Annotated in this window: 14 protein-coding genes; 7 read left to right on the top strand and 7 right to left on the bottom strand. The window is 46.2% G+C overall.

Annotation, left to right across the window (positions count from 1 at the left end; genetic code table 11):
* The first annotated feature begins 3 nt into the window (after positions 1–3).
* The 3 genes from gabT (at position 4) to ACJB0T_RS06565 (ending at position 3,466) form a co-directional block, all read left to right on the top strand.
* Positions 4–1,278 (top strand): 4-aminobutyrate--2-oxoglutarate transaminase, encoded by a 1,275-nt coding sequence (gabT, locus tag ACJB0T_RS06575; RefSeq protein ID WP_479294160.1) that lies wholly within the window; start codon positions 4–6, stop codon positions 1,276–1,278.
* Between the two features lie 284 nt (positions 1,279–1,562).
* Positions 1,563–2,753, top strand: a complete 1,191-nt coding sequence (gene manA, locus ACJB0T_RS06570; protein ID WP_479294158.1) for a mannose-6-phosphate isomerase, class I — start codon at positions 1,563–1,565, stop codon at positions 2,751–2,753.
* Between the two features lie 173 nt (positions 2,754–2,926).
* Positions 2,927–3,466, top strand: coding sequence for a GNAT family N-acetyltransferase (locus ACJB0T_RS06565; protein WP_479294156.1), 540 nt, complete (start codon positions 2,927–2,929; stop codon positions 3,464–3,466).
* Positions 3,467–3,521: 55 nt separating this feature from the next.
* Here ACJB0T_RS06565 and ACJB0T_RS06560 read toward each other — a convergent pair whose 3' ends face one another.
* Positions 3,522–5,318, bottom strand: a complete 1,797-nt coding sequence (locus ACJB0T_RS06560; RefSeq protein WP_479294154.1) for a choice-of-anchor I family protein — start codon at positions 5,316–5,318, stop codon at positions 3,522–3,524.
* A gap of 150 nt (positions 5,319–5,468) precedes the next feature.
* Positions 5,469–7,280: a PLP-dependent transferase gene (locus ACJB0T_RS06555; RefSeq protein ID WP_479294152.1), complete on the bottom strand. Its 1,812-nt coding sequence runs from the start codon at positions 7,278–7,280 to the stop codon at positions 5,469–5,471.
* A 132-nt stretch (positions 7,281–7,412) separates the two neighbouring features.
* Between ACJB0T_RS06555 and ACJB0T_RS06550 the strand changes: the two genes are divergently transcribed.
* Positions 7,413–7,868, top strand: a complete 456-nt coding sequence (locus ACJB0T_RS06550) for an Lrp/AsnC family transcriptional regulator (RefSeq protein ID WP_479294150.1) — start codon at positions 7,413–7,415, stop codon at positions 7,866–7,868.
* Between the two features lie 466 nt (positions 7,869–8,334).
* The gene (locus tag ACJB0T_RS06545; RefSeq protein ID WP_479294148.1) at positions 8,335–9,240 is read left to right on the top strand and encodes a sensor domain-containing diguanylate cyclase; all 906 of its coding nucleotides are present in this window, start codon (positions 8,335–8,337) and stop codon (positions 9,238–9,240) included.
* Positions 9,241–9,442: 202 nt separating this feature from the next.
* Here the strand turns inward: ACJB0T_RS06545 and manA (ACJB0T_RS06540) are convergent, their stop codons facing one another.
* The 3 genes from manA (ACJB0T_RS06540) to mngA all read right to left on the bottom strand — a co-directional run bounded on the left by manA (ACJB0T_RS06540) (position 9,443) and on the right by mngA (position 15,389).
* Positions 9,443–10,630 (bottom strand): mannose-6-phosphate isomerase, class I, encoded by a 1,188-nt coding sequence (gene manA, locus ACJB0T_RS06540; RefSeq protein WP_479294147.1) that lies wholly within the window; start codon positions 10,628–10,630, stop codon positions 9,443–9,445.
* 57 nt (positions 10,631–10,687) lie between these two features.
* Positions 10,688–13,327, bottom strand: a complete 2,640-nt coding sequence (gene mngB / locus ACJB0T_RS06535) for a mannosylglycerate hydrolase (protein ID WP_479294145.1) — start codon at positions 13,325–13,327, stop codon at positions 10,688–10,690.
* A gap of 127 nt (positions 13,328–13,454) precedes the next feature.
* Positions 13,455–15,389 (bottom strand): PTS 2-O-a-mannosyl-D-glycerate transporter subunit IIABC, encoded by a 1,935-nt coding sequence (gene mngA, locus ACJB0T_RS06530; protein WP_479294143.1) that lies wholly within the window; start codon positions 15,387–15,389, stop codon positions 13,455–13,457.
* A 253-nt stretch (positions 15,390–15,642) separates the two neighbouring features.
* Between mngA and ACJB0T_RS06525 the strand changes: the two genes are divergently transcribed.
* Positions 15,643–16,356: a GntR family transcriptional regulator gene (locus ACJB0T_RS06525; RefSeq protein ID WP_042495029.1), complete on the top strand. Its 714-nt coding sequence runs from the start codon at positions 15,643–15,645 to the stop codon at positions 16,354–16,356.
* Between the two features lie 205 nt (positions 16,357–16,561).
* The gene (locus ACJB0T_RS06520; RefSeq protein WP_418643028.1) at positions 16,562–17,131 is read left to right on the top strand and encodes a DUF2959 domain-containing protein; all 570 of its coding nucleotides are present in this window, start codon (positions 16,562–16,564) and stop codon (positions 17,129–17,131) included.
* A gap of 43 nt (positions 17,132–17,174) precedes the next feature.
* Here ACJB0T_RS06520 and ACJB0T_RS06515 read toward each other — a convergent pair whose 3' ends face one another.
* Together ACJB0T_RS06515 and ACJB0T_RS06510 are read right to left on the bottom strand one after the other, a co-directional pair.
* Positions 17,175–17,603 (bottom strand): MarR family winged helix-turn-helix transcriptional regulator, encoded by a 429-nt coding sequence (locus tag ACJB0T_RS06515; protein ID WP_479294141.1) that lies wholly within the window; start codon positions 17,601–17,603, stop codon positions 17,175–17,177.
* A 45-nt stretch (positions 17,604–17,648) separates the two neighbouring features.
* Positions 17,649–18,278 carry a cytochrome b/b6 domain-containing protein gene (locus ACJB0T_RS06510; protein ID WP_479294581.1) on the bottom strand — a complete coding sequence of 210 codons (630 nt, stop codon included), beginning with the start codon at positions 18,276–18,278 and terminating at the stop codon, positions 17,649–17,651.
* Positions 18,279–18,400 lie beyond the last annotated feature (122 nt).

The following is an 18,400-nucleotide window of genomic DNA, read 5'->3' as shown; positions in this document are numbered from 1 at the left end:
ACAATGAAAAATCAACAACTGCACGAAAGAAGAAACAAAGTTATCGCTCAAGGCATGGGCGCACTTTACCCACTGTATGTTAAGAAGGCAGAAAATGCCCATGTATGGGATGTCGATGGCAACAAATACATCGATTTCGCAGCAGGTATTGCGGTAACCAATACTGGTCACTCTCATCCACGCATTACAGAAGCGGTGAAAGCGCAGATTGAAAACTTCTCTCATACCTGTGCCATGGTCACGCCTTACGAGTCATTCGTTGAGCTAGCAGAAAAGCTCACTGAGCTAGCTCCGGGTGATACTGAGAAGAAGGCAATCTTCTTAACCACTGGTGCGGAAGCGGTAGAGAATGCGGTAAAAGTAGCGCGAGCGCACACGGGACGTAGCGGTGTTATCGCATTTAAAGGTGGCTTCCACGGTCGTACCAACATGACAATGGGTCTAACGGGCAAAATTGCACCTTACAAAGCAGGTTTTGGACCGTTCCCAAATGAGATCTTCCATGCACCGTATCCGAATGCGTTCCATGGCATTAGCACTCAAGACAGTTTGCAGGCACTTGAAGATCTGTTTGCTTGTGACATCGAGCCTAGCCGTGTTGCGGCGATCATTTTCGAGCCAGTTCAAGGCGAGGGTGGTTTCTATCAAGCACCTCAAGACTTTGCCGAAGCGGTACGTGCACTGTGTGACAAGCACGGAATCTTGTTGATTGCGGATGAGATCCAGACAGGTTTTGCCCGTACTGGCAAAATGTTCGCAACAGAGCACATTGGCATTGAACCTGACTTGATGACGATGGCGAAAGGGATTGCGGGTGGTTTCCCCATCTCTGCAGTAGTTGGTAAAGCGCATGTCATGGACTCTGCACTTCCTGGTGGCCTTGGTGGGACTTACGCGGGCTCTCCATTGGGTTGTATCGCGGGCCTAGAAGTTCTCAAGATCATCGAAGAGGAGCAACTGTGTGCCAAAGCTCAAGGTATCGGTGAAGTCGTTAACGCCCGAATGACAGCGCTGCAAAAGCAAGTTCCAGCAATTGGTGAAATCCGTACTATCGGCGCAATGATGGCGATTGAGTTTACAGACCCACAGACACAGCAGCCATTGCAAGATGTGACTAAAGCGGTGATCGCTAAGGCTCAAGAGAACGGTCTTATCTTGTTGTCGTGTGGCGTGAAAGCGAATGTGATTCGCCTATTGCCACCGCTAACCATAGAGTCAGAAGTGTTAGCAGAAGGCTTAGATAAGCTAGAAGCTATCATTTTAGACGTGGCGAAGTAATCCCCCTAGCTTCCCACAGATTTTTATCGCTCCGATAAAGTCTCTCCCTAAAAAAGCCCCCTCGATTCGAGCCCGAGGGGGCTTTTCTTTTTTCTGATCTTTTTGTCAATTTTTGATCTCGCCAGAAGTATTGATCATTTATCAATTTAAAACTATATAGTTTTAAATTGAGTTCTGTTAGCTTATTTGAGTAGTTGGTACTCCGTCAGCAGATCTGGATCCTGATAGCGCTCTTTTGAAAAAGTCCGCTATCAAGATCCGTTTGATAATTGGTTGGATTTTTCATGACGCAACAACATTTTTTACCTATGAGTAATGTTATCCAAGATTACTCATGGGGCAGTGAGACCTCGATTTCGACGCTATTTGGAATCGAAAACCCAGAGCATAAACCGCAAGCTGAGCTTTGGATGGGGGCACATCCTAGCGGTTGCTCACAGGTATTCATTGACAATCATTTGGTTCGCCTAGACCAATGGGTAGCTGGTGACCCTGAGTCAATTCTCAGTCCTTTTGTAAAGCAGCAGTTTGGTGAGTTGCCATTCTTGTTCAAAGTCCTAGCAGCAGAAAATGCACTATCGATTCAAGTGCACCCGAGTAAAGAACAAGCTGAGAGAGGTTATTTGCTAGAACAGCAACATGGCTTGGCTTCAAACGCGGACTGTCGAAACTACAAAGATCCTAATCACAAACCAGAATTGGTTTATGCCTTAACTCGCTATCAAGCAATGAATGGCTTTAGGCCTCATGAAGAGATCCTGAAGTTCTTTAATACATTGGATATTTTGGAGTTGTCTGAGCTCGTCGCAAAATACAATTCAGAGCCGAATCCGGCAGGATTAGAGCGGTTCTTTGTCGGGTTGCTGAAGTTGGAGGGGGAAATCAAATGCCGAGTCATTGACGCCCTATTAAATTATGCGAGCAGTCAGCAAGGCGATGAGACATATGAACTCATTACTTGGTTAGCAGAGCGATACCCAGGTGACATTGGTCTATTCGCACCGCTTATCTTGCATGTTCTTACCTTAGAGCCAGGCCAGGCAATGTATCTAGATGCGTGTACTCCTCATGCCTATTGCAAGGGGACAGGTCTTGAAATTATGGCTAACTCTGACAACGTACTTCGTGCTGGCCTGACGCCAAAACATATTGATGTTGCTGAGCTAGCAGCCTGTACGGTGTTTGAACCAAAACGTCGTGAAGCTTTGCTTTCCACTCCCTATCGCGAGAACGGCGCAGAGCACTTTTTGGTGCCAGTAAAAGATTTTAAGTTCAGCGTGTATGCGAATCAGCACCAGCGTGAGCTTTCGGTGGAAACGCCAGAGATCTTGTTTGCACTTGATGAGCCAGTGCATTTAATGCATGAAAATGGTGAGCTCGCTGTGTTGGAGCGCGGGCATTCGATGTTCATTCCGGCTTTTGCTAAGCACTATTCCGTTAGTTGCCAAGGTAAGTTTGCTCGAGCCTACTGTTAGGTTTGAGAACAAAAAATGATGCAATATCGACCAGCTGCTAGGGAGATCGCGAGAGATCTCCCTTTTTTTGTCCAATTTGTACAGAATGCAATCAGCATGGATTGCAATTTAGTTACAGATAACTAGTATGTAATTTAAAGAAATGTAAAAACTAAAGCACTAGGTACTGTAAAATGGAATTTAGAGTAGCAGAATATGCTGACTTTCAAAATGTGGCTCAATTGCATGCATCGAGCTGGCAACATGCTTACAAGGGAATCATGCGTCAATCGTATCTTGATGATTCGGTTTTAGAAGATAAACAACTGATTTGGCAAACAAGGTTGCTCAATCCGCCTTTCAGTCAACATGTCCTTGTCGCGGAAGATAATGGTGCGCTGGTGGGCTTTATTTGTCTTTTTGGCAATCATAATGTCGATTTCGGTACTATCATCGATAACCTCCATGTCACACCTCAAGCACAGCGTCGCGGTGTTGCTAAGCAGCTTATCGTTCGTGCTGTTGAATGGGCGGAAAAGTTCTACCCGGATAATGGTATTTTTCTCGAGGTCCTTGCCGACAATACCAATGCCATTCACTTCTATGAGTCGCTCGGCGGCAATCAAGTCCTCAAGCAACGCACAGAATCCCCTTGTGGTAAGTTTCTCGATGAATATCTCTACACTTGGAAACGTCCCGCGGACTTAGCTGAAGGGTGTGGCGTTCTAGCTTAACCTAATAACAAGGGCACCTCATAAAGAGGTGCCCTTTACTTATTGAGTTTCGCCGTTAGAAATTGAGTTTAAATACAGACGTCGTTCCGCTCACTTCGTTGCCTACCGCGATGAAGTGCTGACCCTGCCTTGTAAAATACTTAATCGACTCAGGCCCAAGATCTCCGGCTTTAGGGTTGTACGTATCGTTCGCACAATCACCATCATCTACTTGAGTGCAAACCGGTTGGCTAAAGTCACGATTGTTCACATAGGTGATAAATAGTGCTTGCTCAGGAGCGGTGATATCATAAACCATAATACCGCCTTGTCGTTCTAGCCCAATAAAGGCGTAATGACGGCCATTGATAGAGGCAACTTCAATGGCTTCTGGCTCAACGCCTTTGTCATCACTGCGATCATCGGCTGATGTGTTGTTGTCGTTAGTGCTGTTGAAGTTGGCTTTGTCGCTCATTAGTACAATGTTTGCGAACTCATCACCGCTGTCGTAAACGGCCTCACCTTGGTCATTCCAAATCGTGAAAGAACGAGCGCCGAAGGCTTGTACCTTTTCGTCAGCCTGGAGCGGACTATTTGCTTTGATGACTTTGAGACGCGCAAGTTGCTTGTTGTCTTTAAGCGCTTCGGCAAGCGGGTGGTCATCAGCAACCTTGAGCTTTTTGCCGCGCACTTCATCTACATAGGCAATACAAAAATCCTGGTTGGCCGCGTAGTCCGCTGCTGACTGGTCTTCGTTGCCATCCCATTTATAGCCAAGTTGGTCACACTGCTCCTGAGTGGTATCAAACCCATATTCACGGCCGTCGCCTTCGTTTGCTGTCACTATGTAGGTTTTACCGTCCACTTGGTAACTAGTGATACTGTCAGGCATATAAAGCCCTTCTAGCATTGGGTAGCTTTGTAAGTTGCCAACAATCTTGTCTTTGTTTGATGCATCCAGCTGAGCGGTTTCCCAGGACTTGCCGCCAAGTCCGTAAATGCCAACTACGCGTTTTTGTTCAACGTCGATGACCCCCAACGCATTGTTCTCTTGAAGTGCGACATACACTTGACCGTTGTCTGCAAAGGTTAAGTATTCAGGCTCCAGATCTTGCGCGACGCTCGCTGTCGGGTGTGAGATTCGAACCTTGTCACTCAGCTCAGCATGTCTGGACTCTCCTTGATTGAAGTCTCTAAAGTCGATTTGCGTCACCTCGGCATTGATTGGGCCTTTGCCTAAATCGACAAGCGTTACTGAGCCTTCTGGATCGATAGAGTAATCTGAGTTTGGTTCACCCTCGTTGGCCGATGCGATGTATCGCCCATCTTTGGAAAAGCTCACCATATCGGGCAGAGCGCCTGCTGGGTAAGTAGTAACGAGCTCTAAAGTATCTGAACGGTACAATGCGATAAGACCCGCTTGTTGCTTATTCGCGTTTTCAATGGCAACTGCGACCAATCCTTGATGCACAGAAACGCTGTTTGCCGCACCAATGGCAATACCTGACAGCGCTGCTGCCGAGTTAAGATCAATTTGTCCGGACAGAGTTGGTGCACTCGCTTGGTCAAGTGACATGACGTCAACAGTTTTGCCTTGAGCATTGACGACATACAGCTTGTCGGTGCAGCTATCGTAACTGACGATTTCAGCGGCAGAGCTAGCAAATGGCGCATTAGCTATAGAAGTTCCTACAAGAGTAAGACCACTGACCGTCATCTCACTAGGTTGCGGCGCTGTTTGAGCCAGACATTGGATATTAAATTTTGTCTCAGCCGAGAATGGCTGACTTGTGGATGTTGGTGTGCTTGAAGCGCAGCCCAGTAAACTGGCAGAAGCAATAGCTAGGGCAGATAGAGCGAGTGTGTGTTTCATGTTTCCTCCTTGAAAGTAGACTCGCCGACTTTAGAGAAGTGGTATGACGTTTTTATGTCGATAATGTAACCATCTGATTAAATGATATATTTGACAATAAAACAAAGCGAGAGCCAATGCTCTCGCCTATCTTGTCTCTGATAGTCGGAACTATCGCCTTAGTGTATTGAAGCTAGGTTGATTGCGAACGACTTTTTCATGAACCTGCGTGTAAGTTTGCAGGTAGATGTCGTCAATCTGCTCAGCACTTGGGAAACTTTGTGAAAACTCGAGATGCTTATTATCAATAGATAAGCTTGCTGCTTCGATGATGTGGGCAATAAACATACGGGGATCTTCTAGGCCAATAGAGAGCCTCATGGTGGTGGGTTTTATCCCTGCCTCGGATAGCGCCGAATCACTAAGTTCTGAATGTGTGGTGAGCGCAGGGCATAGAGCAACGGTGTTGGTTTGCCCAAGGCTGACCTGCATGCCAATCGCAGGCTCTAGCATGTCAAAGAACTGTTTGAATACTTCTCGGTTGATAGGTGCTCGATTGCCATTTCCTTCTATGTCGATAGTAAATAGCGCTGCCGGTAACCCCAAGTACATATTGTTCTGGCAGTGAAGGTAGTTATCGCTATCAGGGAGAGCAGGGCAAGAGACATTGATATCTGGATGCGCATCGAAGATCTTCGCTAGCGTTAGCGTGTTAATGGTTTTTTGAACCACACGCATCTCATAGGTTTTCATGCCGTTGAGTACTTCAAACGCTTTGTCCGCATCGAGGAACGCGCCCTTAATATAGTAAACGTTCCAAAACAGCGAGTTATTCCACTCAATGGTCACTTCATCGCCATTAGGTTTAGTGAATGGAACACTCTCACCTTTAGGGATAAACATGGTTTCGTTTCGACCGATTACTACACCCGCGGTCGTTGTCCCGGAGCCAGCAAGCTCCTTGGTATACGAGTGAATGACGTAGTCGGGGCGCTCCATAACATCGTCACGTTTAAGAACAGGGTGTAGCATCGGCGTACCAACGGTTGAGTCGACAATCACATCCCAGCCGCGCGTGTGTGAGGCATGGCTAATGGCTGCGACGTCCAGCACGTAGCCGTGTGGGTTGCAAGGAGACTCAAGGTAAACATAGATGCGTTTGCCGTTTGCTATTCGGTCTGCGTATTTATCAGTCACTTCATCTAAGCGTTTTGCGAAGTCGTCACCAGAATAACCATCGACCCACTCAACTGCGACATTAAGATTCGACGGCTTAGCGAACCAATCTTCAAGCAATTGATACGAGCCGCCATAGATGTTTCGTGATGCCAGAACAATATCTTCATAGCCCAGCAAATGACTAAGTAAACCATCAATCGCTGCCATCCCGGAGTTGAAGTTCCAAGCAAGGTATTGGTTTGCTCGTTCACCCGCTTCCAAGTCGACCATATGATTCGCAAGAGCAATCGACGTTGGGTTGAGCAGCCTTGAGTAGATATCGTGCAACGGCTCTTTGCCGTTAAATGCATCTTCAATCCACTCTGTACACGCGAAAAGATAGGTCGCGGTGCGAGTGATAACTGGGCTCGCAGAGAAGATCGCAGCCACATTGTCAAAAATAGGGTATGCCCCTTTAGATGCGAAGTTGCCATTGTTGGTGGCGATTGATTGATAAGTCGCGCGCATCGGGTTTTGCAAGTTATCTAGGATCTTCGCGATCTGGAATGACAAAAATCGTTTGGCATTAAACCAAGCAATGCGATCGCTTTTGTCGAGATCAGATAAGCCTTCGACGGTGATTGCCCAAAGATCATGGGTCTTATTGTTCGCTTTATATAAGGTCGTTGCAAGCTCGACCAGCGACATTCCGTATTCACTGTTCGGATCGATTCCAAAGTGCTGGGCTTGCTCTATTGCCAATGCCTCTGCTTGTTCGTGTTTGGTTGTTTTTCTTAGAGGGCTGAGTTGAGTCGAGGTATTCATATTTCCATCCTTTATTTTACCTCCTAAAAGTTTAGTGTTATAAAAATGTTAATGATTGCGATATGCCAACTAATTACCGGTTAACGCGCAATAAAGTTGCGTAAAATTGGTCAATCATGAAGGAATCTGTTAATGGATGAGATTGATAAGAAAATATTGAAAGAGCTTCAAAGCAACGCTCGACTAAGTAATCAAGAGCTTGCCGATCGTATCGCTCTTTCACCGTCTCCCTGCCTTCGGAGAGTGCGGGCGTTAGAGAAAAAAGGCATTATTCGTGGCTATCACGCGAGTGTCGATCAAGAGGCATGTGGCTTGCCAGTTAACGTCTTTGTGCTGGTTAAGCTAGAAAAGCCTACTGAGGATAATATGCGAGACTTTGAGCAGCACATTGAATCAATGGACGAGGTTCTAGAATGCTTTTTGATGACAGGCAATCATGACTATTTACTGCATGTGGTGAGTGGGTCACTGAAAACCTATGAGCAGTTTATTCGTCGCCAGCTTACCCCGCTTACTAACATTGCTTCTATTGAGTCAAGCTTTGCATTCGGCCAAGTGAAGCGGAAGACCAAGCTTCCTATAAACTAGATGTCCAAGCATGGAACCGTCGAATCGTTGAATGCGGTATTGATGGTCGCTGTTGCATTACATCTCTGACGCGATCAAACAGCAAGCTATTGATAAAGATGGCACATTGGCAAGTATGTTTGGTCGATAGTTATCATGTCAGCACGTAACAATTCTGTGGGATAACTTTTCTCGCCAAATAAGAAAGGGCTTTGAACTCAGATTCAAAGCCCTGTTTTTATGTCGCTGTACTATGTTGGTTATAAGTCAATCAAGCTCCTCACTCGACTCTTTTCTGCGGAGTGGTTTTCGCTTCTTGTTTGACGATAATCTTTAATGCTTATCTTTTAAAATCATAAGCTTACTGTCGCATTTGTCAGTGGCGTTGATGTGGTGCTAGGATATCTTTTTGTGACACTATTGTTGTTTTAGTTATTAAAAGAGAGAGGCATGCAGGATGCATGTCGGCTGCTCTCATTGAGTGATAATGAAAAAAGCAGAAACCCTTCAAAGTATTTCAAATAATCAAAGTCATGCACTGCTTAGTGCCCTTCCTTACAATGCATTTGTGTTTACCGAGCAAGGCGATTGTATTGAAACGTTTGTTGGCAATGAAGCCACCGTCGCGAGCTTTGATTTCAAATCGCTGGTTGGATTAAGTCTAAAGCAGATATTGTCTCCTAAGCTCGCTAAGCGACTTCAAAATCACATCAATAAGGCAATCAAATCTGATCTGACTGAAACAATCGTCCATCCTGTAAGCGCTGCAGATTTAGCGCCGGAGTTTCAGACCTTAACGGGGCCGAGTGAGACGCTCTGGTTTGAAGGAAAAGCGACCCGAATCTCAAGTTGGGAAGGAGAGGGCAGTGCAGTGATGTGGTTGAGTCGTGATATCACATTGGCCATTAGCCGAGAGCAAAAAATTAAAGCGTTGATTGAAATGGACGCGCTAACCGGTACTCGCAGTCGTCGTTCGCTACTTAAAGATTTGCGTCGCGCGTTTAAGCAAAAAGATTCTGTGTCGTTGACGTATTCTTTGTTGTATGTGGAAGTTCGTGATTACCCTATATACAAAAGGGACTACGGACTGGTACACAGTGAAAACTTACTCAAACAGTTGAGTGAGTTTTTTCAGCAGCACCTATGCCCACCAAACAAACTTTACCGTTTTGAAGGCAGTGACTTTGTCGCAATATTGCCCAACACAGGATACGAAGATGCGTGTAGCATGGCAAAAAAAATCACGGAGAAGTTGATTACGACTGAGATGGAAATTGGTCAAAACGCTTTGGTTATTCCGATTGATATAGGGGTTTCTCAAAGTCGCGCGGATATTGATACACGGCCGCTTGATGTGCTGTATCGTGCCAGCTCCAACATAGGGAAACGTTAGTTAGGAAGGTGTTCGTTTTTGATGCGTTGCAATGTAATGATTCGCTCTTCAAAGCACAAGAAAAGACCCCGCCTAGTAGCGGGGTTGGTCAAAGCGGTTGTTACGATTTACGTAAAAAGACCATAAGTTACCAATAGTGAGCCTGTGAAGTCTCAATTAAACAGGCTCTAGGTGTTTTGAATGCGTTAACGGTAACCGGGGGTTAGTTAAACGCACGAGCAAGAACACCATTCCCTTGATATTGGTAATGAGCAGAATCGTTACTGACAAACACCGATTCGCCAGGTTTTAGTGCAACTTGGTTGTCTGATGACGATACGGTCACTTTACCTTCTACACAGAACAGTATCTCTGCACTGCGCAAGTATTGACGTTGGATTTCTTGGTTAGACTGAATAATGTCAAACCCAAAATCGTCCACTGGAATAGGGTAGCTAAGCCTGCCTGACTTGTTCACAGGATTAAGTCTGATATCTTCCGGCTTGATAGGCTGGAACTTAACGTTGTCGATAAGCTCCGGTACGTCGATGTACTTCGGCGTTAAGCCTGCGCGCAGAACATTGTCTGAACTCGCCATTATTTCTAGACCGGTTCCCTCTACATAAGCATGAGGTGTTTCGGCATGCAAAAACATCGCTTCACCGGGTGCGAGCTCAACGGTGTTGAGCATCAGCGGTGCAAACAAACCAATATCATCGGCATAGTGTTGATAGAAACTCTTGCTATAAGACAAAGCCTCCCTAACTATGACGCTTTTCGCGGGCCTCTTGTAGGCAGCGTAAAGCTCTTGTAGCGCTTGCTGTTTAATGTCCCCACTAAGAGACATGATCTCGGTAAAAAAGCATTTAAGACCATCACTCGTTTGGTTGTTCGCCAGAGCGGTCACTTGAGGCTCTAGTGCGTCAATGCCAACGGTTTCAAATAAGCTAACGATGTCTTCGATTGGTCGAAAGCCATTCATCGCCTTATAGAAAGTAAGCGCATAAACCAGTTCAGGCTTGTGGTTCGGATCCTTGTAATTGCGGTTGGCGGCATCAAGTGGGATACCTTGGGCATTCTCTCGTTCGAACCCTAGTTCAGACTTGTGCTTGTTAGGGTGCACCTGAATCGATAATGGCGTTTCTGCAGCAAGTACCTTAAACAAGTACGGTAGCTCCCCAAATCGATTGGTTGTGTAGTCACCAAGGGCTCTTTGTTTGTCACTGGCAATATAGTCTGCGAGTGAAGAGCCAGAGTCTTCAAGTGCTGAACTACCATTGGCATGGGCGCCCATCCAGATTTCGGCCTGTGGTTCATTGTTTGGGTTTTCAATGCCAAACAGCTCAGTGATGGAGGTTTTGCTTCCCCACGCATAGTGCTTGATGTCATTGTTAAGTTTTACTAGAGACATGTGTTTATCTACCAATCAGCGATGGGTAGCTCCCCCAAGTGAGGGAGCTGGTGGATGTTAGAACTTGATTTGGAAGCTTCGAGCTTGGCAAGGCTTCAGCTCACCGAACGATTGCATTGCTACATTCGTTTCGCGCACACGTTCATCTAGGCTAACCTCTCGCCATGAAGTCACTGGCTGAGCGAAGTCAATGTGGTCTTCGATACTGCCCGTCTCTGCTGGGTTGTAGACACGTAGAATCAGTGCATTGTCATCTTCCGCTTTCTTCAGGACACTCAGAACCGCGCCTTTCTTGCCCTTGTTGAGTAGCGAGTAGGTCAGCGGCTTATCTTGCTCGCCTACGTTGAGCTTCATCGCGTTATATGGGATCTTGTTGTAACACTGGATTGGCGTCACATTGTCACGAGCCTCGGCCATGAGGTTGGCGTCGATGTGATTACCCGCAAAACCAAATAGTGCGAACTCACATACAATCTTGCCGCGAGTTTGTGAGTCTGGGGTTGGGATCTTAATACCAGACGGTCGACCCGGGCGAAGCAGCAGATTTTCCTTACCAAGCACGCCCACGCCGCGGAATAAAGTAAGAGCGAAGGTGTCGCGCTCTTCATTGCCTTGGCTTGAAATCACTTCGAACTCACGCAGACCATTGGTCATAAGTGCCATGCCGCCAGTTTGGTTTTCTACCGCAGCAAAATTCATAAGCTGGTACACAGGCACTGGTGCTTCTTTCCAGCCTTCTTGCTCCCACACGTCCATTGCAGGGTCGTTAGTTGGACGAGTAATCAAACCAAATTGGTTGTCCGCTACCACAGTCTCAGAAACAAACGGAGTCGGTACCAGCACGCGAACACGGTGATCATCAGCTTGGTTGTCCATTTCCATGCGAACTTCGATGCGGCGTGAACCTTGTTTGAGCACCACTTGGCAGTTCATATCAACGAAGCCGTTTTGCCCTGAACGCGCCTCGCGCTCTTCAAGGTTTGCTGGCACGTTCATACGTGTTTTGATGGTCGCAACAGACTGGAAACCCTCGTGTTTGATGCTGGTATCAACATCAAAATCATCGGAATACAATAGCCACTCTTTACGAGATGGTGAGTAGTCGTACTCATCACCATCGTCTGAGCCGTCTTCCACACGCAGCACTTGGTCGAAAGTCATTTGCGTTTCTTTGTCCAGTACGGTTAGGGTGCCGTTGCTGTTCACTGAGATTTGGTAGAACTCATTCTCAAGGTATTCTGACGTCGACTTCACGGTTTTTTGTGTGCCGTCTTGGCTACCTTGGATGTGCAGTGTGGTAAAGCCCATTGCAGGCACTGTGTATTTGATCTGGATATCGTACTCAATGAATGGGTCGTAATTACCGTAGTGAACGATCTGACGGTCAATCTTACCTGGGTCAATCACACGCTGGTCTTGAATGAAGTATTCAACTGGGTTGCCTTCGTCATCAAACAGGTTGAATTTATCAGCGCGGATAGTGATGGTGGTATTGATCACCTCTTCACGCTCGTATGGTGATAGGTTAAAGAACGCCAGCTTGTCACAGCCTTCGCGCGCTGGCATATGGTCAACGATCTTACGTTTGTAGAAAGTGATCAGGTTGGTGGCCATATCGTCGGCAAGAATGTAGCGATTCATGATCTCTGCATGAACTTTGTCTGAGCAGCAGCAACCAATAGAATCGTGGGCATGGTTCTTCATGCTCTCTTTCCACATCTTCTCGATAAGACCGTGGTGGTACTCAAAACCAAGTGTCCAAGCGATGGCAGCGAGTGGCTCTAGGATATTAACGATCTTGTTTTCTACCTCTGCGTGGATCAGCTTGATGTCCATGCGAGTCGAAGAAATGGTGCGGTGAACACGCATGTACTTACCGTCGTTAAACTCACCTTTGATGGTATCTAGGTTGTCGCGCTCTTCGCGGATACGGTCGAAGACTTCTTCAAAGCGGCTCATGACGAACTCACGATCTGGGTAGATTTCACGTAGCTTGTCCATTACATCAAAGATGTCTTTTTGGATTGGCATCTGGTCGTGACCGTTTGGCAATAGGATGTCTTTGGTCACAGAAGGCTTTTCAAGCACAGGGAAGTATTTATCTAGACGTGCACGCAGACCTTCTTCGTCTTGTGGTAGGTATTTACCAATCGCGTAGCCAAGAGGCAGTACCTGAGCCATGACCTCAGAGCCGTCGTTTGATTGCCACAAGAATTCCGTTTTGTCGGTACCGTGACGCTCAGAGCAGCCGCGCCAGAACATAGCGGTGTCGATATCAAAACCGTTGTAGATCATTGGTAGCTGAGAGCTCATTGAGAATGAATCTGGCAGGTAGCCGATCTTCATTGGCTCACCCAGCGCAAGACAGTCGCGCATCCCGTAAAGCATGTTGCGAACAATGGATTCACCAGAGACTTGCATGGTGTCAGTTTGTGAGTACCAAGGACCAACAATCAGTTTGCCAGCCTCTACCAGTGCTTTTACTCGCTGTTTGTTCTCTGGCTTGATAGCAAAGTAATCTTCAAGAACTGCAGTCTGACCATCCAGTACGTAGTATTTGTACTCAGGGTCATTTTCCAGACGCTGCATGATTTCTTCCATATTGTTCACAAGTAGAATGCGAGATTCTTCTGTTGTGAAATACCATTCACGATCCCAGTGCATGTGAGGAGTGATATGAACGCGAGATGTAGTCATTGTGTTAACCTTTGGACTGCTTTGCAGTGAGTTTAAATTCTTTAATATCAAGGGATTGATTGTTTCTAATTGCTGATTCAGGGCACAGAAATCCCGTGCCCCTCAGCTTATTGATTAATAATATTGATTAGTTTTGCGTCGCTACCTGGGCTTCAAATTTACCCTTTTTTACGGCATGCGCTCTCCACGCAAGCAAGGTGACGGTTGAAATGGCTGTACCCACTAGAGCTGCGCCAAACCAGATGGCTGCCGCCATGAAGCTACCGATACCTGCGTCGTGCAGTAGGAAGATTGAGAAGATGCCAGCACCCGGAGTCGATAGACCAATACCCGCCGCGCCAATCATTGCACCCGTTACGATTGAACCGAGTAGGAACGAGCCGATAACGCGGATAGGGTCTTCAATCGCCATTGGAATCGCGCCCTCAGTGATACCCGCTAAGCCAAGTAACCAAGTGGATTTACCTGTTTCAATCTCAAAGTCTTTGAATAGTCGTGGAGCAAGCATGGTTGAAGCCGTGACTGTGAAGGCCGATACCATCTTCACAGAGCCGAAGATTGCGTATGGACCGTAGACACCGTTTGCCATTGCACCAAGACAGAAGGCATAAGCCGCTTTGTTTACCGGACCACCAAGGTCGAACGATACGAAGCAACCGATCACAGCACCTAGCAGAAGGGCGTTGGTTCCAGACATACCGTTTAGCCAGTCTGTTAGACCTTGGTTTAGCCATGCTACTGGCTTACCAATAACGAACAGCATCAAAGAACCAGCAACTAAGGTACCGATAACTGGGTAAAGGTAGAAAGTTAGGAAGCCGTTGAAAGCAGGGCTTAGACGAACGTTTTCTTTCACCCAGCGCATTAGGTAACCGGCGATCAAACCACCCACAACACCACCGAGGAAGCCTGAACCGATAAGGTTCGCAGCAATACCGGCAGCAAAGCCTGGACCTAATGCTGGTTTATCAGCAAGCGAGTAAGCGGTATAAGCAGCAAGTACAGGAACCATTAAGGTGCCTAGCAGGCCACCACCAAGTTTGCGGTACATCCACAGCCAAGAACCATCGGTTGCGTACAGCTCTTGCAAGTCAAAAATTTGTGCAATAAGAACGGCGACTGCTAGAACGGTACCACCAGCAACGATGAGCGGAACGGCATAAGAGATACCTGAAAGCAGCGCTTGCTTTAGCTCCGTTTTCAGCGGAAGTTTTTTCGGTTTGTCGTCAGTCGCAATGGTGCGAGCTGCGCCTGTACCATTTTTTCCAGCCTCGATGGCTTCGTTGAGAATTCGCTCAGAGTGTTTAATAGGCTCCGCAACGGGTACTTCGACACGTGGAATACCGTTAAAGCGTTCAACTTCTTTGATCGCCACCTCTGCGGCAAACACTACGGCTGTGGCGTTGTTCAATTGCTCTGCGGTCAAACGATCTTCGATACCGTTTGCACCTTGCTTCTCTACATAAACCTTATATCCAAGCTTGTGGCCTGTTTTTTCAAGGTATTCAGCTGCCATGTAAGTATGAGCAATGCCAGCAGGACAAGCAGTAACACAAACAATGGTCGGTGCATTTGTATCTAAGTTGTCTTGTTCTTGAGTGGTTTCTTCTTTTTCAGACAACAAAGTTAGAATTTGTTCTGAAGTTGTAGCATTAAGAACGGCTTGACGCACATCGTCATCAACGAGCGTTGTCGTTAGCTCGGTAAGCAGGTGCATGTGCGTTGAGCCAGCTTCTGCATTGGGAATCGCAATCAGAAAGATGAGGTTAACGTCTTCTTCTTCGTCGATACCTTGCCATTTTAGATCGCTTGATAGTGTCGCAACCGCAAAGGCTGCTTCTTTAACGGCATCCGTTTTACCATGTGGTACCGCTAAGCCTTCGCCAAGTGCTGTTGGCCCTTGCGCTTCGCGCTCAAGTACCGCTTTTAGGTATTCTTCTTTATTGTGAAGTTTGCCTTGTTGATATAGTTGTTCGGCAAGAGCTTCTATCGCTTCATCACGACTTTTAAAAGTCGTTTGTAGGTTAATCAGCGATGGGTTGGTTAGAGATGTTAGGTTCATAACTTTTGTCCCATTGTTACATTCATCTATTGTTGTCCCGTCAACAATGGCTAAATAATACCTCTTTAATACAAATGATCCATGATGGAGATCTCATTTATTAATAAATATGTATTGTTGTTGTATTTGAAGTTGATCTTTTTGTAGTAACAATTGCTTGTCATTGCTCTATCAATTCGTATCATATGACTAAATATAGTTCTTGATGGGCCTAGACGCCCCATCGAACATCGTTATGTCAGTAGAGGTTTGTATGGCGAGATTGCCGATGTATCGAAGAATCGCTGATGCGATTCGGGAAAAGATCAGTTCAGGGGAGTATAAAGTGGGCGAAGCATTGCCAACTGAAGCTCAGCTCCGTGAAGAGTTCTCGGTAAGTCGTGTTACGGTGCGACAGGCAATTAAGTTACTAGTAGAAAACCAAGAGCTTGAGAGTATTCAAGGCAGCGGTACCTATGTAAAAGAGAATCGTGTTAACTACGACATCTATCAGCAAACAAGCTTCGCAGAGAAGTGGGCACACCTTAATGGTGTTACTCACAGCGACGTGCTGGCATTTGAGATCCAAGCGGCTTCGTTGACGATGGCAGAACATCTTGAGATTCAAGAGGGTGAGCGGGTTTTCTATATTAAGCGTGTGCGCTTTCTTGATGACAACCCCATCACCGTTGAAGAGACTTGGATGCCGATCAGCATGTTCCCTGATTTGACCTATCAGGTGATGCAAGGCTCCAAGTATGAGTTTATCGAGAAACAGAAAGGACTCGTTATTGACCGCAGCGAGCAGGAAATTATTCCTGTACTGCCTCCTGAAGAAGTCGCGGGACTATTACACATAGATCCAGCTCAGCCGATCATCGAGAAACGGACTCGCGGATTATTGCGAGGGGACATCGTATTCGAATATAGCCGAAACTATTTTAAATCAAGCGAATACAAGTTTACTTTGGTGGCCAAACGACATTGATAAGAGAGTAGACTGTATCAAGGAGTGTCACTTTTTTAAGCGATTACCAACAAGTCTACTATCTAAACTTGTCACCTCTGCGACTCGCCATTTATAGTTAACCTATCAAGCATAACGAAAAGGAATAAAAACAATGCGTTGGATGTTAATTGGAGCCTTGGCAGTAGGTGGTTTAGTAGGCTGCCAATCAACTTATTACTCAGCAATGGAGCAAGTTGGTTATCACAAGCGCGATATTATGGTGACTCGGGTTGAAGATGCCAAAGAGTCTCAGCAGGAAGCGCAAGAAGAGTTTACTAGTGCGCTCGAAGCGGTATCAGCACTGAGTGGTTTTGATGGCGGTGATTTGGAGAAAGTCTACAACGACATCAACGACAAATACGAAGACAGCGAAAAGGCCGCAGAAGAGGTGCGCGATCGTATTTCGGCAGTAGAGGATGTTTCTGAAGCGTTGTTTGAAGAGTGGCAAGCTGAGCTTGAGCAATACACGAGTGCTAAGCTGCGCCGATCGAGTGAGCAGAAGCTAAAGGATACTCGAGCCTCTTATCAAACCATGTTGAAAGCAATGAAGCGAGCAGAGCAGAAGATGACACCTGTATTGAATACACTGCGTGACAACACTCTCTATCTCAAACACAACCTTAACGCTAGTGCGATTGGCTCATTACAAGGTGAGTTAATCAGCCTTGAGAACGACATTCAGGTGGCGATCAATCAGATGAATGCCGCGATTGAGGAGTCGGATAAGTTTATTGGTAAGCTTAATAACCAATAGACGGTATCAAACAGGTCGTGTTGTTTGATACCTTGGCTGGTGGCTAGATCTTACCGACTAACTTTTGTAATAGTTGAATCATGGTTGCTTGCTCTTGTTCTGTGAGAGGAGCAAGAAGCTGTTGATTCACTTCGAGAGGCAAGTGGATTACTTCTTTCTTAAGCGCACGACCTTCATCGGTTAGGTAGATTTTAAATGAACGTCGACTATCGGGGTCCGGTTGACGTTCCACAAGACCTAGGGTCTCTAACTTATCGATAGTGCGTGTCGTCGTCGAGCTTTCGACTTTGGACATCTGAGCGATCTCTCGTTGATTAATCCCTTCTTTTTCCCATAAGCACATCAACGTTGGCCACAGTGCTAGTGTTAGTCCTTTTTCCTTAAGGCGATTATCAAACTCTTTAGATGCGTGGTTGGCGACTACATTGAGCAGCCAGCCGAAACTGGATTCGCGTGCAAATTCGTTGTTCATTATATTTCCGTTCTGCAAATCTTTTATCGAAAGTCCCACAATGAACTATACCATTGATGAGGCAACTATTGCGATGGTAACTAAAATAGCAGCAATTAGCACTAAAAATGCACGGACCTGGCTTGCTAGCATTGGAGCAGCGGTAGGGTGTGCCATCCATTGTTTGCCTGTCACCATTGCTAGTAGCAGTGGTTTGCCTATGAGCTTGTATCCAACGATCGCTGCTACATGTAAAGCGATCAGCCAAGGTAGCAGTTGCGCCAATACAAGGTGAACTTGCTCTCCTGCATCATAAAGACCATCTGGGATTGGAACGCCATGTTGTTCTAGCCCGTCAAGTAGTCCGGCGAGTAACATCCCGCTTAAACACTGAAAAACAAGAAGGCTTAGCATAGCCACTACCATAAGGGCACCCAATGGATTGTGCCCCGCAGTGGCAGGTTGTTGACCTTTTAGATAGCCAAGTATCTGCTTCGGCTTTTTGACAAACTGTTTGAAGCGACTGGTTTCACTGCCAACAATGCCCCAGGCCATACGCCAAACAAGCAGGGTAAATAACACTATACCAAGTTGTAGATGTGGCCCTGTATCTTGAAGGCCAGTAGCCATTAACGCCATAAACAGTAACGCCTGTGTCCAGTGATAAATGCGAGTCGCGGCATCCCAGACTTGAATGTTTTTCATAATATTTACTCGTTATCGAAGAAGTGTGATTAATTTACACAACAATAGTTGCGTGCGCAACTATTGTTGTGTAAATTAATCTAAATTCAAGTTAACTCAAAAAATTAGGTGGA

The sequence above is a fragment of the Vibrio sp. CB1-5 genome (genome assembly GCF_059412285.1).
This window is presented reverse-complemented; position numbering and strand designations above follow the sequence as displayed.

Coding starts and splice junctions, on each gene's coding strand:
- ACJB0T_RS06565 (WP_479294156.1), top strand. CDS start 2,927: ATGGAATTTAGAGTAGCAGAATATGCTGACTTTCAAAATGTGGCTCAA.
- manA (WP_479294158.1), top strand. CDS start 1,563: ATGACGCAACAACATTTTTTACCTATGAGTAATGTTATCCAAGATTAC.
- gabT (WP_479294160.1), top strand. CDS start 4: ATGAAAAATCAACAACTGCACGAAAGAAGAAACAAAGTTATCGCTCAA.
- ACJB0T_RS06555 (WP_479294152.1), bottom strand. CDS start 7,280: ATGAATACCTCGACTCAACTCAGCCCTCTAAGAAAAACAACCAAACAC.
- ACJB0T_RS06550 (WP_479294150.1), top strand. CDS start 7,413: ATGGATGAGATTGATAAGAAAATATTGAAAGAGCTTCAAAGCAACGCT.
- ACJB0T_RS06560 (WP_479294154.1), bottom strand. CDS start 5,318: ATGAAACACACACTCGCTCTATCTGCCCTAGCTATTGCTTCTGCCAGT.
- ACJB0T_RS06515 (WP_479294141.1), bottom strand. CDS start 17,603: ATGAACAACGAATTTGCACGCGAATCCAGTTTCGGCTGGCTGCTCAAT.
- ACJB0T_RS06520 (WP_418643028.1), top strand. CDS start 16,562: ATGGAGCAAGTTGGTTATCACAAGCGCGATATTATGGTGACTCGGGTT.
- mngB (WP_479294145.1), bottom strand. CDS start 13,327: ATGACTACATCTCGCGTTCATATCACTCCTCACATGCACTGGGATCGT.
- mngA (WP_479294143.1), bottom strand. CDS start 15,389: ATGAACCTAACATCTCTAACCAACCCATCGCTGATTAACCTACAAACG.
- ACJB0T_RS06545 (WP_479294148.1), top strand. CDS start 8,335: ATGAAAAAAGCAGAAACCCTTCAAAGTATTTCAAATAATCAAAGTCAT.
- manA (WP_479294147.1), bottom strand. CDS start 10,630: ATGTCTCTAGTAAAACTTAACAATGACATCAAGCACTATGCGTGGGGA.
- ACJB0T_RS06525 (WP_042495029.1), top strand. CDS start 15,643: ATGGCGAGATTGCCGATGTATCGAAGAATCGCTGATGCGATTCGGGAA.